This window comes from Streptomyces sp. CBMA156, assembly GCF_014596515.1.
Classification (GTDB): domain Bacteria; phylum Actinomycetota; class Actinomycetes; order Streptomycetales; family Streptomycetaceae; genus Kitasatospora.
Genome location: NZ_MSJQ01000184.1, coordinates 1 through 14,290 on the forward strand (window position 1 = coordinate 1; position 14,290 = coordinate 14,290).

The following is a 14,290-nucleotide window of genomic DNA, read 5'->3' on the forward strand; positions in this document are numbered from 1 at the left end:
CCCGGCCGGTGCCTCATGCGGGTGGGACGGCGGGCGGCCGACGGTGGATTCCGTTCCCGGTGCTCCTGGTGACGCAGGAGGCCAAGCCCGTACGTCCACGCAGCGAAGGCCGTTCCCATGCACGACACCCCGCCCGTCAACACCGCCACCGACACCGACACTGCCACCGCCGCCACCGGCACCCCTGCCGTCCCGCACGCCCGCCGCGCCCCGGCCGGCACCGCGCTCACCGGGCTTCTCGACCGGCAGGCGCGCAGCCGGCCCGGTGCCCCGGCCGTCCTCGGTGAGGCCGGCGGACTCACCTTCCGGGAGCTGTCGGAGATCGCCCGCCGGCTGGCCGCGCGGCTGCGCGACCTGGGCGCCGGACCGGACGGCTGCGTCGGCCTGTACGCGGAGCCGTCCGTCGAGCTGGTCGTCGGGGCCTGGGGCGTCCTGTACGCCGGGGCCGGCTACCTGCCGCTGTCGCCCGAGTACCCCGAGGAGCGGCTCCGCTACATGATCGAGGACAGCGGCACCGGGATCGTGCTCGCCCAGGCGCACCTGCGCGAGCGGCTGGCCGGGCTGGTCCCGGCCGGGACCGTGATCGTCACCTTCGAGGACGTCCTGCCGGTCCGGTCCCTGCCTCGGGCCACGTCCCGGGCCGTGCCTCGGGCCGAGTCCGGGCCCCTGCCTCGGGACGCCGCCGAGGAGCAGCCCGAGGAGGACGCGGCCGGGCCGGAGTCGCTGGCCTATGTGATCTACACCTCGGGCAGCACCGGCCGGCCCAAGGGCGTGCTGATCGAGCACCGCTCGGTGGTCTCCCAGCTGCGCTGGCTGCTCTCCGCCGGGCACCTCGACCCCGCGGTCACCGTGCTCCAGAAGACCCCGATGAGCTTCGACGCCGCGCAGTGGGAGATCCTCGCCCCGGCCGTCGGCGCCAGGGTGGTGGCCGGCACGCCCGGCCTCCACCGGGACCCGGAGGCGCTGGTCGCCGCCGTGCAGCGGCACCGGGTGACCGCGCTCCAGTGCGTGCCCACCCTGCTCCGGGCGCTGCTGGACACCGAGGGCTTCACCCGCTGCACCAGCCTGGCCCGGGTGTTCTCCGGCGGCGAGGCGCTGTCCCGACGGCTCGCCCGCGACCTGGTCCTGGCCCTGCCGCGGGCGGAGCTGGTCAACCTGTACGGCCCGACCGAGTGCACCATCAACGCCACCTCGTACGTGGTGGACCCGGCCGATCCGGTCGACGGAGCCGGCTCGGTGCCGATCGGCCGGCCGGTGGCCGACACCCAGTGCCACGTCCTGGACGACGCACTGGTGCCGGTGGCCGCGGACGGCGTCGGCGAGCTGTACATCGGCGGCGTCCAGCTGGCCCGCGGCTACCTGAACCGGCCGGAGCTGACCGCCGAGCGGTTCGTCCGCTCCCCGTTCGTCCCCGGCGAGCGGCTCTACCGCACCGGCGACCTCGTGCGGTGGAACCCGGACGGCACGCTCCAGTTCGCCGGCCGGGTGGACAACCAGGTCAAGCTGCGCGGGTACCGGGTCGAGCTGGACGAGATCGCCCGCGCGATCGAGGAGCACACCTGGGTGCGCCGCTCGGCCGCGGTCGTCACCGGGGACGACCGCACCGGGCACCCGGACCTGGTCGCCTGCGTCGAGCTCAACCCGCGCGAGGCGGCGCTGATGGACCAGGGCGACCACGGCGGCCACCACCAGTCCAAGGCCAGCAAGCTCCAGGTCAGGGCCCAGCTGTCCGATCCCGGCCTGCGCGACCCGGCCCGGCTGGACGGCCGCGAGCGGGTCGGGCTGCCCGGCCGGAAGGAGACCGAGGCCCAGCGCCGGGAGGCCTTCGCCCGCAAGACCTACCGCTTCTACGACGGCGGCACGGTCACCGCGGACGACCTCACCGCGCTGCTCGCCCCGCGCCCGGCCGGCACCTTCGGGCGCGGCCTGGAGCTGCTGAGCTTCCCCGAACTCGGCCGCGTACTGCGGTGGTTCGGCCAGTTCCACAGCGAGGAGCGGCTGCTGCCGAAGTACGCCTACGCCTCGCCCGGCGCGCTGTACGCGACCCAGCTGTACCTGGAGACCGGCGGCCTGGACGGGCTCGCGGCGGGGCTGTACTACTACCACCCGGTCGAGCACGCCCTGGTCCGGATCGGGCCCGCCGAGGTCCGTGCCGAGGCCTACCTGACGCTGCACTTCTCCGGGAAGCACGGCGCCATCGAGCCCGTCTACAAGAACAACATCCGTGAGGTGCTGGAGTTCGAGACCGGCCACATGCTGGGCGTCCTGGAGGAGGTGCTGCCCGAGTACGGGCTGGACGTCCGCCCGCTCGGCCCCGGCCCGGCGGCCAAGGAGCGGCTGGACGTCGCCGAGGAGGACCACTACCTGGGCGGCTTCGCGGTCGTCCGGGCCGGCGGCCCGGCGCGGGCCGAGCGCGTCGAGCTGTACGTCCAGGCCCACGAGGGCCGGGTGGACGGCCTGCCGGGCGGCCTCTACCGGTACGCCGATGGCGAGTTGACGCGCGTCGCGGACGAGGTGGTGGAGTCCAGGCACGTGATCGCGATCAACCAGGCCGTCTACGCCAGGGCCGCGTTCGGCATCACGGCCGTCAGCCGCGCCGAGGAGGAGTGGCTGGAGTACATCGAGCTGGGCACGGTGCTGCACCGCCTCCAGCGCAACGGCCTGGCCCTGGGCTTCATGTCCTCCGGCTACAGCTCCAGGTCCGGCCGTCCACTGCCCGCCGCGCGTCGCATCGACGAGATCCTGGCCGGCCGCGGCATCGCCCCGGGCCCCTCGTACTTCTTCCTCGGCGGGAAGGTGAGCGAGGAGCAGATCCGCAGCGAGGGGATGCGCGAGGACACCGTCCACATGAAGGGCCCGGCCGAGATCATCAAGGACGAACTGGCCACCCTGCTGCCCGACTACATGCTGCCCAACCGGGTGCTGGTGCTGGACGCCCTGCCGCTCACCGCGAACGGCAAGGTGGACCTCGGGGCGCTGGCCGCCTCCGAGGCCGTCCGGACGGCCGGTGTGCGCGGCGCGTACGTCGCGCCCGGCACGGAGTGCGAGCGGTGGCTGGCCGGGGTCTGGGGGCGGGCGCTGACGTACGAGGACGTCTCGGTGACGGACGAGTTCTTCGCGGTCGGCGGGAACTCGCTGATCGCCGTCGCCCTGGTCAACCGGATCAACCGCGAGTTCGGCATCGCGCTGCCGCTCCAGGTGCTGTTCGAGTGCCCCCGGCTGGGGGACCTGGCCGCGCGCATCGAGCGGGCCCGCGGTGACGGTGCCGGGCGTGGTGCCGGACGCGATGCCGGGCGTGGCGGGCGGGGCCCGGTCTCGCGGCTGGTGCCGCTGCACCCGGGGGAGGCCGGCCGGGCCGTGTTCTGCTGGCCCGGGCTGGGCGGCTACCCGATGAACCTGCGGCTGCTCGGCCGGGAGGCGCGCGGGGGCCGGGCCTTCTACGGCGTCCAGGCGCACGGCATCAACGCGGGCGAGACGCCGTACCCGACCATCCGGGAGATGGCCGCCGCCGACGTCGCCGAGCTGCGCCGGGTGCAGCCGGAGGGGCCGTACACGCTGTGGGGCTTCTCCTTCGGCGCCCGGGTCGCCTTCGAGGCGGCCTGGCAGCTGGAGCGGGCCGGGCAGCGGGTGGAGCGGCTGCTGCTGATCTGCCCCGGCAACCCGAAGGTGCGCGGGGGCGACGGCGGGCGGCGGGGCCGCGAGGCCTCGTACGCCGATCCGGCGTACCTGACCATCCTGTTCGGGGTGTTCACCGGCCGGATCCGCGGGCCCGAGCTGGAGCGCTGTCTGGCCGAGACGGTGGACGAGTCCACCTTCGTTGCCACCGTGCACCGGATGCTGCCGGAGCTGGACGAGGAGTTGATCCGCCGGATCACCGGGATCGTCGGCGAGACCTACGAGTTCGAGTACAGCTTCCGCGAACTCGCCGAGCGGCGGCTGGACGCCCGGGTGACGGTCTTCAAGGCCGCGGGCGACGACTACTCCTTCATCGAGGGCAGCAGTGGCTACTCCGCCGCCCCGCCCACCGTGGTCGACCTGTCGGGTGACCACTACGGGGTGCTGCGGGAGCACGGGGTCGCCGAACTCGCCGCCGCGATCCGGGAGGTGGAGCGGTCGGCTCCGGCTCCCACGTCGGTAGCGGGTGATCTCCCGGGCCGCTGATCGGATGATGTGGAAACGCTCACGGATGGCCCAGAATCCGTGAGCGGAGCGGCCCCTTCGGATAGGGATGGCTCGGCTTCACCGCCGATCCCGTCTCCCTCCGAAGGGGCTTTCCGATGTCCGTGAAGAACTCCGCACTGGCCACGGCCTGTTGCGCCCTGCTGCTCGCCCTGCCGCTCGCCCTCGCCCAGCCGGCCGCCGCCGACGGCCCCACGACACCCGAGGAGGCCGCCACCTGCCGGCAGGTGATCGGCACCCTGTTCGGCGGCTTCGGCTCGATGCTGGCGAACTCGGCCTGCGTCGTCCGGCCCGCCGACCGGGGCTGAGCCGCCACCCGTGCCGCGCCCTCGCCGGTGCGGGCCCCGGTGGGCCCGCACCGGCGTCGGCCCGGTGGCGGGGTGGGGGATGGCGCCGGCCTCGCTCCCGGCCCGGTCCTTCCGGGCGGCCGTCGGTCGGCTTCCCCGACGGTAGGCCGGGTGCCACGGCCGGGCAACGCCGAACCGCCCCCGAACCGCCCCCGCGCCGGACGGGTGGCGGACGGGTGGCGGGCGGACGATGAGGACGAGGCGGAGCCCCGGTCCGGGGGTGACCGCCGGAACCCCCTGAGAACGGAGCCGTGCCGTGAACGAGTTCCTGGTCGAGATCACGACCGTCGTGCCCGAGGGCACCCCCGCCGAGGAGGTGGACCGGCGGCGCGCCGCCGAGGCCGTCCGCGCCCGTGAGCTGGCCGCCGCCGGACGGCTGGTACGGCTGTGGCGGCCGGTGGGCGAGCGCCGCAGCATCGGCGTCTGGGCGGCGGCGGACGAGGCGGAGCTGCGTGCGGAGGTGCTCGGCAGTCTGCCGCTGTGGCCGTGGATGACGGCCACGGTGACGGCCTTGGAGCCGCACCCGAACGACCCGGGGAACCGGCTCTGACGGCCGGTCGGGCGGCTTGGGCGGCCGGGCTTCGGCAGAGCTCCCGGGGGCGATCGGGCCGGTGCCGAAACGCCGGTGCACGGCCCTGATGCGGTGGCGTACCATCCGTGGGTTCGTTCAGCGAACGATCACACGAGTGAGATGAGACGGGCGGTATGGAAGCCGAGCAGTCCCCCACCCCGGAGCCCGCCATCGAGGAGCCCGGCGGCCTCCGGGCGATCTGGGCGAACACCCTGGAACCGGTGGCTCCCCTGCCCTGGTATCGCAGGACGTCCCCCAAGGCCCTGATCGCGGGGGCGGTGGTCGTGGGCCTGTTCACCGCGCTGACCGTGGCCGTGGTGACCGGCGCCGGCGACCTGCCCAGGCACCGGATCGTGCTGCCGGAGGAGATCGGCTACCAGTTCCGGCTGCCGGAGGACGAGTCCTTCAGGGCCGGGCGCCTCGACATGGAGAAGAACCTGACCCCGTTCCGCCCGTACCGGGAGCTGGCGATGGCTGCCTACGGGAGCGCCGGGTCGACCGAGCCCTCGCTGACGGTGATCGGGCTGACCGGGACCTTCGCGGACGCGAGGTACCAGCTGGACAGGTTCTTCGCCGTGGATCCGGTGACCGGCGACAAGGCCGTGGACCGCCGGGACTACCCGGCGGGTCCCCTCCAGGGCGCGCTCGACTGCGCGGTGGTGGGGTCCGGAGAGGACTCGGGGGCCGTCTGCGCGTGGGCGGACGGAACCACGCTCGGCATCGTCATCGACTGGACCGGCGAGCTCGCGCCGCAGGACCTGGCGCAGCGCACGCTGGAGATCCGCGCGGCGGTCGAGGTCGAGGCGAAGGACTGACCGCCGTCCTGGCCGGCACCGGTCGACCCGCCCGGCGCCGGCCGGGACCCGCTACCGCAGCAGCCCGGCGGCCGTCGCCTTGACCTCGGCGAGCAGGAGCCGGAGGTCGGCCTCCGTCGTGGTGGCGTTGAGGAGGCAGGCGCGGAGCATCTCGTCGGTGCCGAGCCGGGCGCCGGTCACGAACACCCGGCCGCGCTGCTGGACGGCGGCGGGGAGGTCGCGGTTGAGGGCGTCGCGGGCCCGCTCGTCCAGCCCCGGCGCGCGGTGGCGGAACGCCACGATCGAGGTCTGCACCTCGGCGAGCAGCTCCAACTCCTCGTCCACCGCGATGAGTTCGCCGAGGCGGCGGGCCAGCGCGGTGCACCGGGCGATGTCCTGGGCGAGGCCGGCCCGGCCCTTGTGGGCGATGGTGGCCCAGACCTTGAGGGCGCGGAAGGGCCGGGTCTGCTCGGTGCCGTACTCGGAGAACCAGCCGAGCGCGCCGGCCGCCTCGTCGCGCAGGTAGGACGGGACGAGGCTGAAGGTGCCGCGCAGCTCCTCGGTGTCGCGGACCAGCGCGCAGCCGCAGTCGACCGGGACGCCGAGCCACTTGTGCGGGTCGAGGGCGAGCGAGTCGGCGCGCTCCAGGCCGGCGTAGCGGTGGGCGATGGCCGGGTCGAGCCGGCCGAAGGCGCCGTACGCGCCGTCCACGTGCAGCCAGAGCCGCTGCTCCTCGCACAGGTCGGCGATCGGGCCGAACTCGTCCACCGCGCCGGTGCCGACGGTGCCGGCCGAGGCGACGACCAGGAAGGGCAGCAGGCCGTCCGCACGGTCCCGCTCGACGGCCGAGCGCAGGTCGGCGATGTCCAGCCGGCCGTCGGGGCCGGTGGCCACGGTGCGCAGCTGCCTGCTGCCGAGGCCGAGGAGTTCGGCGGCCTTGCGGACGCAGGTGTGGGTCTCGCCGGTGACGTAGCCGACCAGCGGCGGCAGGCTGCCCAGGCCGTCCTCGCGGACGTTCCGGCCGGCCTGCCGGGCGGCCCGGTCGCGGGCGGCGGCGAGGCAGACGATGGTCGCCATCGAGGTGCCGGAGGTGAGCAGGCCGCCGCCGGCCGGGTGCGGGAAGCCGACCAGCTCGGCTATCCAGCGGACCACGGCGCGCTCCAGGTGGACGTCGGCGTGGTCGCCGCCGGCCGAGCTGGGGTTCATCGCGGAGGCGGCGAGGGTGGCGAGCACCCCGGCGGGCGCGGGGGCGGAGTTGACCCAGCCGAAGAAGCGCGGGTTGCCGTTGCCCATCGGGTACGGGAGGACGTCGCGCCCGATGGCGCCGATCAGCTCGTCGAGCGGGCGGCCCCCGGCGGGCAGCGGGGCGTCGAGCAGGGCCCGGCGGGCGGTCTCGTCCATGGGCTGCCAGACCGGGCGGTCGGGCAGTTCGGCGAGGTAGTCGGCGACGAGGTCGGCGGTGGCGTGGGCGGCGCTGCGGAAGTCGGCGCTGCGGACTTCGGCGCCGGGGAAGTCCTCGGTGGTCATGGGCGTGCTCCAGGGAGGCCGGGGGGAGGGACTGGGGGAGGCGCGGCTTCCTCGGCGCACCGTGGTCCGGTGATCTTACGGAGAGTCGATCGTACGAAAAAGGGCCCGCGCCGTGGCGCGGGCCCTCATGGTGAGACGGGAGTGCAGGTCAGCGGGGCCGGGGAAGGCCGGTCCGGGGAGGCCATGGGCGTCAGTCCAGCGTGCTGGACAGGCCGCTCGCCGAGCGGCAGTACCCCTGCATCTCCTTGTCGGTGATCTTGGCGCAGAGCCGTCCTGCCGCGCCGCCGTCGGTGTAGTTGACCGTGTAGTAGCTGACCAGGCCCTCGGCGCAGGCCTTGCGCTGCCAGCCGTCCGCCGCGGTGGCGCACTGCTGGGACGCCCAGTCCTCGCGGTCCAGGTTGTACTTCATGGTGCGCGAGCCGACCCCGCGGCTGCAGTCCACCGCCCCGCCGCCGGCCTTGCCGTTGAGGCACCACTTGAGGGCCTCGGCGTAGACCTCGGGGTGGTTCGGGTAGTCGTGCGAGGACAGGTAGAACGTCGGGGCGTAGAAGAAGCAGGCGGACTGGAACAGCGACGGCTGGTCCTTGCACGGGTAGAGCGGGTCCTGGGCGAGCTTGTCGGCGGGCAGGTTGGCCTTGGCCTGCTCGTCCTCCTCGTCCGGACCGAAGAGCTGCATGAACAGGCCCTCGGAGCAGCGGATCCTGTTCTGGTCGGAGGGGAACTTGTTGCACAGGTCGCGCGCCTTGGCCACGTCCTGCTTGACCACGAACATGGTGCCGTGGCCGACGCCGTGGATGCAGGGCCCGCTGTTCTTGGGTGCGCAGAGCTTGAGCAGGTCCGTCTCCGGCTGGGAGGAGGCGTTGAGCATCTCCTCGACCGCGCCGTGCAGGTAGCCGGCCGCGCAGGTCTCGTGCGGGAAGGAGATGACCTTCTGGAAGTCGGCGTTGAAGCGCTTGACCGCCGCGTGGCCGAGCTCGTGCGCGATCGGGTGGCAGAAGCGCACGGTGTACGGCTTCTCCTTGCTGATCTTGTCGAGGTCGGCCAGGGCGACACCGGGATCGGTGGCGTCCATCTCGGCCATCAGCTTGTTGCGGAGCGTCGAGCGGGTCCACACCGCCGGGTCGCCGGTCGGGGTGGCGCTCGCGGGACCGGCCGCGGCCGGCTGGGCGCCGGCTCCGGCGGCGGGGGCCCCGGAGGCCTTGGCGGCCTGGGTCGCGGTGGCCGCCGCGGGCGACCAGTCGGTGACGGCCACCGACCCCAGGCCCAGGACGCCCAGGAGCAGGGCGGTGAGAATCGCGAAGACTCGCGGCTGCATGACGGGATCCCCCGGCGGATCGAGGCGAACGTTTCGTTCCCATCCTGACGGCACATGAGCGGGTTATCCGCGAAATCGCCCGCCATTCGGGAGGTGTCGGCGACGCTACCGCACCGTGGGACCCCGGAGTCCGGCGGGATGCTTCCCCACAATCACCCGGACGGAGTATCCGGGCGCGGCCGGGGACCGCTGCGCCGTCCGGGTGGCGGTCCTCGGTGCCCGGGTGCTCACAGCTCCAGCGTCACCTGGTACTCCGTCAGCCAGGCGTCGAAGTCCAGCGCGAGGTCCACGGCCAGCCGGACGGACTGCGGGTCGGTCTCCGGGGCGAGCGCGTCGGCGAGGCGCCGCCGGTCGAGCAGGTCCAGGGCCGGGGACCTGCGCTCGGCGGCGAGCCGGGCGAGTTCGGCGCGCAGCTTCGCCGGGTAGTGCGGGTCGGTGGTGACCGGGTACGGGCTCTTCGCCCGCTCGGCGACGGCGGCCGGCAGCACGTCCCGGACGGCCGCGCGCAGCAGGCTCTTCTCCCGCCCGTCGAAGGACTTCATCGCCCACGGGGCGTTGAACACGTACTGGACCAGCCGGTGGTCGCAGAACGGCACCCGTACCTCCAGGCCGTTGGTCATGCTCATCCGGTCCTTGCGGTCGAGCAGGATGCAGACGAAGCGGGTCAGGTTGAGGTACGAGATCTCGCGCATCCGCCGCTCCGTCGGATCGGCCGCCGGCAGGTGCGGGACCTCCGCGATCGCCTCGCGGTAGCGGGCCCTGCGGTAGCCGTCCAGATCGAGCTTGCGGAGCAGTTCGGCGTCGAGGAGGTGCTCGCGCGGGGTGGCGCCGCCGCCGGCGATGTCGGTGAGCCCGAGCGCCCAGGGGAAGTCCTCGACGGCGATCGTCTTCGGGTCGTGGAACCAGCGGTAGCCGCCGAAGAGCTCGTCCGCGGACTCGCCGGACAGGGCGACGGTGGAGTGCCGGCGCACGCCCCGGAAGAGCAGCATCAGCGAGGTGTCCATGTCGCCGACGCCGTTCGGCAGGTCGCGGGCGCGCAGCACGACGGAGCGCCGGGACGGGTCGGAGAGGTCGGCGGCGTCCAGCTCGATGACGCTGTGGTCGGCGCCGACGTGGTCGGCGAGCAGCCGGGCGAACGGGCCGTCCTGGGTCTGCCGGACGTCGTCGGCGAGGAAGGTCTCGCTCTGGCCCGCGAAGCCGACGGCGAAGGAGCGCACCGGCCCTGCCCCGGCGGCGCCCAGCGTCCGGGCGGCGAGGGCGGTGACGGCGCTGGAGTCCAGGCCGCCGGAGAGCAGCGAGCAGAGCGGCACGTCCGATTCGAGCTGACGGTGCACGATGTCGTCCAGCAGGGCCCGGACGGTGGCGACGGTGGCCTCCAGGCTGTCCGCGTGCTCGCGTGCCTCCAGCGCCCAGTAGCGGCGGACCGAGAGGCCCTCGCGGCGCACCCGGACGACGTGCCCGGGCCGGACCTCGTGGATGTCCCGGTACGGGGTGAGGCCGGGCGTGCGGGTGTAGCCGAGCAGTTCGCGCAGCCCGTCCAGGTCCACCACGGGGCGTACGGCGGGGTGGGCGAGCAGGGCCTTGACCTCGGAGCCGAAGACCACGCCGTCCCGGGTGCGGTGGTAGTACAGGGGTTTGACGCCCATCCGGTCGCGGACCAGCAGCAGCTCCTCGCGCCGGATGTCCCACACCGCGAAGGCGAACATCCCGTTGAGCCGCTCGGCCAGGTGTTCGCCCCACTCCAGGTAGGCGCGCAGCACGACCTCGGTGTCGCTGCGGGTGCGGAAGCGGTGCCCGGCCGCCTCCAGTTCCGCGCGCAGCTCGCGGTGGTTGTAGACCTCGCCGCTGTAGGTGAGGACGGCCAGTGGCCGGCCGTCGTGCTCGGCCGTCATCGGCTGGACGCCGCCCGCGATGTCGATCACCGCGAGCCGGCGGTGGCCGAGCGCGGCGTGCGGCTCCAGGTGGACGCCGCCGGCGTCCGGGCCGCGGCGGAGCTGGGTGGCCGTCATCGCGTCGAGGACACCCCGCTCGGCGGTGAGGTCGCGCTCGTAGGCGACCCATCCGGTGATCCCGCACATCCGCAAGCCTCCGGTCTTCCGCTTCGTGTTCAAGGGGTCACGCTACGTGCGGAGTCGTCGCCGCTTCAAGGGGCTTTCGAGAACCGGGGCGAACGGGTGGCCGGTCGGCACCCGAATGTGAAGAAGCGATGGAGCTAGGCTGAAAGTCGTAATGTCTGCCCGATTTCGGGCAGGAACTTTGGATCCGACGGTCCGTCCGACCTAGGCTCCTCACTCGTGCCGAGCTCACCCCACCCTCACGAAGACCTCCTCGCCCACCTCACCAGGACCAGCCCGCTCGGGCCCAGGGAGGCGGCGCGGGTCGTGGCGGAGGTGCTGGCGTACTTCTCCGAGAACACCGAGGAGTACGTGCGCCGCCGCCACACCGAGCTCCAGGCACGCGGTCTGACCAACGAGCGGATCTTCGCCAGGCTCGCCGAGGAACTGCCGCAGCGCCGGGTCGCAGCGCCGGAGCTCTCGGCCCGCCAGCTGCGGCGGATCGTCTACGGCTGAGCCGCCGTTCCCGACCTTCTGAAGACCTCCGGAGAGGAGACCACGCATGTGCGGAATCGTGGCCTACATCGGCCCCAAGGACGCGACCCCCTTCCTGCTGGAGGGGCTGGCGCGGCTGGAGTACCGCGGCTACGACTCGGCCGGCGTCGCCGTCACCGGGCGCGGCGGCGGGATCAAGCTCCGCAAGGTGAAGGGCCGGGTGGCCGACCTGGCCGCCGCCGTGCCGGCCCGGTTCAAGGGCACCACCGGCATCGGCCACACCCGCTGGGCCACCCACGGCGTCCCCAGCGACGCCAACGCCCACCCCCACCTGGACGGCGCCGAGCGCATCGCCGTCGTCCACAACGGCATCGTCGAGAACGCCGACGAGCTGCGGGCCAAGCTCACCGCCGACGGCGCGGTGTTCCGCTCCGAGACCGACACCGAGGTGCTCGCCCACCTGATCGCCGCGAACGTCGCCGAGGGCGTCGAGCTGGAGGACGCCGTCCGCGCCGCGCTCGGCCGGGTGGTCGGCACCTACGGCATCGCGGTGCTCGACGCCGAGCGGCCGGACCGGATCGTGGTCGCCCGCAACGGCAGCCCGATCGTGCTGGGCATCGGCGAGAAGGAGATGTTCGTCGCCTCGGACGTCTCCGCGCTGGTCCGCTACACCCGCCAGGTCGTCCACCTGGAGGACGGCGAGCTGGCCACCGTCCGGGCCGACGGCTTCCGCACCTTCACCGAGGACGCCCGCACCACGCACCGCCAGCCGTCCACCGTGGACTGGGAGGTCGACTCCTACGACACCGGCGGCTACGAGCACTTCCTGCTCAAGGAGATCCACGAGCAGCCCGGCTCGGTCGAGCGCACCCTGAGCGGCCGGCTCGACGAGCGCTTCGCCACCGCGCACCTCGGCGGCCTCAACCTGGATGCCAGGGAGCTGCGCGAGATCCGCCGGGTGAAGATCCTCGGCTGCGGATCGGCCTACTACGCGGGCGAGATGGGCGCGCAGCTGATCGAGGAGCTGGCCCGGATCCCCGCGCACAGCGAGCCGGCCTCGGAGTTCCGCTACCGGAACCCGGTGATCGAGGCGGACACCCTGTACGTCGCGGTCAGCCAGTCCGGCGAGACCTACGACACGCTGGCCGCCGTCCAGGAGGTCAAGCGCAAGGGCGGCCGGGTGCTCGGCGTCGTCAACACCGTGGGCAGTGCTATCGCCCGAGAGTGTGACGGCGGTATCTACCTGCACGCCGGTCCCGAGGTCTCGGTCGCCTCCACCAAGGCGTTCACCTCCACCGTGGTCGCCTTCGCGCTGCTCGCCCTGCACTTCGGGCGCATCCACGACCTGTCGCCCGCCGACGGGCGCCGGATCGTCTCGGCGCTCAAGGCGCTGCCGGACCAGATCCGCGAGGTGCTGGAGCAGAGCGAGGCCATCGCCGGACTCGCCGCCGAGTACGCCGACTCAACGGGCATGATGTTCATCGGCCGGGTGCGCGGCTACCCGGTGGCCCGCGAAGGCGCGCAGAAGCTCAAGGAGATCTCCTACGTGCACGCCGAGGCCTACCCGGCGAGCGAGCTCAAGCACGGCCCGCTGGCGCTGATCAGCCCCGAACTGCCCACCGTGGCACTGGTGCCGGACGACGAGCTGCTGGACAAGAACCTGACCACGCTGGGCGAGATCAAGGCCCGCTCGGGGCGGGTCATCGCCATCGCCCACCGGCGGCCGGAGGAGAAGCTCGCGGACCACTGCATCCTGGTGCCCAGGAGCGAGCCCGAGCTGGACCCGCTGCTGCTCAACATCCCGCTCCAGCTGCTCGCGTACCACGCGGCGGTCTCCCTCGGCCGGGACGTGGACAAGCCGCGCAACCTGGCGAAGAGCGTGACGGTGGAGTAGCCGTCACCCCGGGCAGCCGGGCAGCCGGACGGCCGTCGCCGTTGGAACCACCGGGCCCCGGTCGCCGTGCGGACGGCCGGGGCCCGGTCGCCCGCTTCCTCAGAAGACCGAGCACCCCGAGAGGGTGGTCAGGGTGTCCAGGGCGGTGACCGCGGCGACGGAGTTGCCGGCCTGGTCGAGGCGCGGGCCCCAGGCGCAGACCGCGGCACGGCCGGGGAGTATGGCGAGGACGCCGCCGCCGACGCCGCTCTTGCCGGGCAGGCCCACCCGGAAGGCGAACTCGCCGGCCGCGTCGTAGGTGCCGCAGGTGAGCAGGACGGCGTTGAGCCGCTTCGCCTCGCTGCGGGACACCAGCCGGGTGCCGTCGGTGCGCACGCCGTAGCGGGCGAGGAAGGAGCCGGCCAGCACCAGGTCGCGGCAGCCGGCGGCGACGGCGCAGTGGGCGTAGTAGTGCTCCAGGACGGTCTCGACCGGGTTCTCCAGGTTGCCGTGGCTGGCGATGAAGTGGGCCAGCGCCGCGTTGCGGTGGCCGTGTTCGGCCTCCGAGGCGGCGACCACCGGGTCGGTGTCGAGCAGCGGGTTCCCGGACTCGCGGCGCAGGAACTCCCGTACCGCGCCGGAGGCGTCGCCGGTCATGGTCTGGAGGCGGTCGGTGACCACCAGGGCCCCGGCGTTGATGAACGGGTTGCGCGGGATGCCGTGTTCGGTCTCCAGCTGCACCAGGGAGTTGAACGGGTTGCCGGACGGCTCGCGGCCGACGCCCCGCCAGAGCGTGTCGCCGCCGTAGGCCACCGCGAGGGCGAGCGAGAACAGCTTCGAGACGCTCTGGACGGAGAACGGCCGCTCCCAGTCCCCGACGCCGTACAGCTCCCCGTCGACGGTGGCGACGGCCATGCCGAAGGCCTCCGGGTCGGCGGTGGCGAGGGCCGGGATGTAGTCGGCGACCCGGCCCCGGCCCGTGGTCGCCCGGGCGGCCGCCTCCGCGGCCTCCAGCAGCACCGGCCAGTCCAGGTTCTCCCCGGTGGTCACACCGTTCAACGCTTCTCCTCCACGCTCTTCCCTGCTTCACCGGCACCGACGGCGGACACGACCGGGACCGGGCGCGCGGTGCGGG

Annotated in this window: 10 protein-coding genes; 6 read left to right on the forward strand and 4 right to left on the reverse strand. The window is 73.6% G+C overall.

Annotation, left to right across the window (positions count from 1 at the left end):
• Nucleotides 1-117: 117 nt before the first annotated feature.
• From BU198_RS15285 to BU198_RS15300, 4 genes are all read left to right on the forward strand, one after another.
• Complete coding sequence (locus BU198_RS15285; RefSeq protein ID WP_188297399.1) at nucleotides 118-4,161, forward strand: amino acid adenylation domain-containing protein; 4,044 nt, start codon at nucleotides 118-120, stop codon at nucleotides 4,159-4,161.
• Nucleotides 4,162-4,277: 116 nt separating this feature from the next.
• Nucleotides 4,278-4,487 (forward strand): hypothetical protein, encoded by a 210-nt coding sequence (locus BU198_RS15290; protein WP_188297400.1) that lies wholly within the window; start codon nucleotides 4,278-4,280, stop codon nucleotides 4,485-4,487.
• Between the two features lie 295 nt (nucleotides 4,488-4,782).
• On the forward strand, nucleotides 4,783-5,076 hold the full coding sequence (locus BU198_RS15295) for a muconolactone Delta-isomerase family protein (RefSeq protein WP_188297401.1): 294 nt from the start codon (nucleotides 4,783-4,785) through the stop codon (nucleotides 5,074-5,076).
• A gap of 155 nt (nucleotides 5,077-5,231) precedes the next feature.
• Nucleotides 5,232-5,912, forward strand: coding sequence for a hypothetical protein (locus BU198_RS15300; protein ID WP_188297402.1), 681 nt, complete (start codon nucleotides 5,232-5,234; stop codon nucleotides 5,910-5,912).
• A gap of 51 nt (nucleotides 5,913-5,963) precedes the next feature.
• Here BU198_RS15300 and BU198_RS15305 read toward each other — a convergent pair whose 3' ends face one another.
• From BU198_RS15305 to asnB, 3 genes are all read right to left on the reverse strand, one after another.
• Nucleotides 5,964-7,418 carry a pyridoxal phosphate-dependent decarboxylase family protein gene (locus BU198_RS15305; RefSeq protein ID WP_188297403.1) on the reverse strand — a complete coding sequence of 485 codons (1,455 nt, stop codon included), beginning with the start codon at nucleotides 7,416-7,418 and terminating at the stop codon, nucleotides 5,964-5,966.
• A gap of 190 nt (nucleotides 7,419-7,608) precedes the next feature.
• On the reverse strand, nucleotides 7,609-8,733 hold the full coding sequence (locus BU198_RS15310) for a hypothetical protein (protein WP_188297404.1): 1,125 nt from the start codon (nucleotides 8,731-8,733) through the stop codon (nucleotides 7,609-7,611).
• A gap of 227 nt (nucleotides 8,734-8,960) precedes the next feature.
• The gene (gene asnB / locus BU198_RS15315) at nucleotides 8,961-10,811 is read right to left on the reverse strand and encodes an asparagine synthase (glutamine-hydrolyzing) (RefSeq protein WP_188297420.1); all 1,851 of its coding nucleotides are present in this window, start codon (nucleotides 10,809-10,811) and stop codon (nucleotides 8,961-8,963) included.
• A 216-nt stretch (nucleotides 10,812-11,027) separates the two neighbouring features.
• Between asnB and BU198_RS15320 the strand changes: the two genes are divergently transcribed.
• Nucleotides 11,028-11,303 (forward strand): hypothetical protein, encoded by a 276-nt coding sequence (locus tag BU198_RS15320; RefSeq protein ID WP_030239679.1) that lies wholly within the window; start codon nucleotides 11,028-11,030, stop codon nucleotides 11,301-11,303.
• A 46-nt stretch (nucleotides 11,304-11,349) separates the two neighbouring features.
• Nucleotides 11,350-13,176, forward strand: coding sequence for a glutamine--fructose-6-phosphate transaminase (isomerizing) (gene glmS / locus BU198_RS15325; protein WP_188297405.1), 1,827 nt, complete (start codon nucleotides 11,350-11,352; stop codon nucleotides 13,174-13,176).
• 99 nt (nucleotides 13,177-13,275) lie between these two features.
• Here the strand turns inward: glmS and BU198_RS15330 are convergent, their stop codons facing one another.
• Nucleotides 13,276-14,187, reverse strand: coding sequence for a glutaminase (locus BU198_RS15330; protein ID WP_188297421.1), 912 nt, complete (start codon nucleotides 14,185-14,187; stop codon nucleotides 13,276-13,278).
• Between the last annotated feature and the right edge of the window lie 103 nt (nucleotides 14,188-14,290).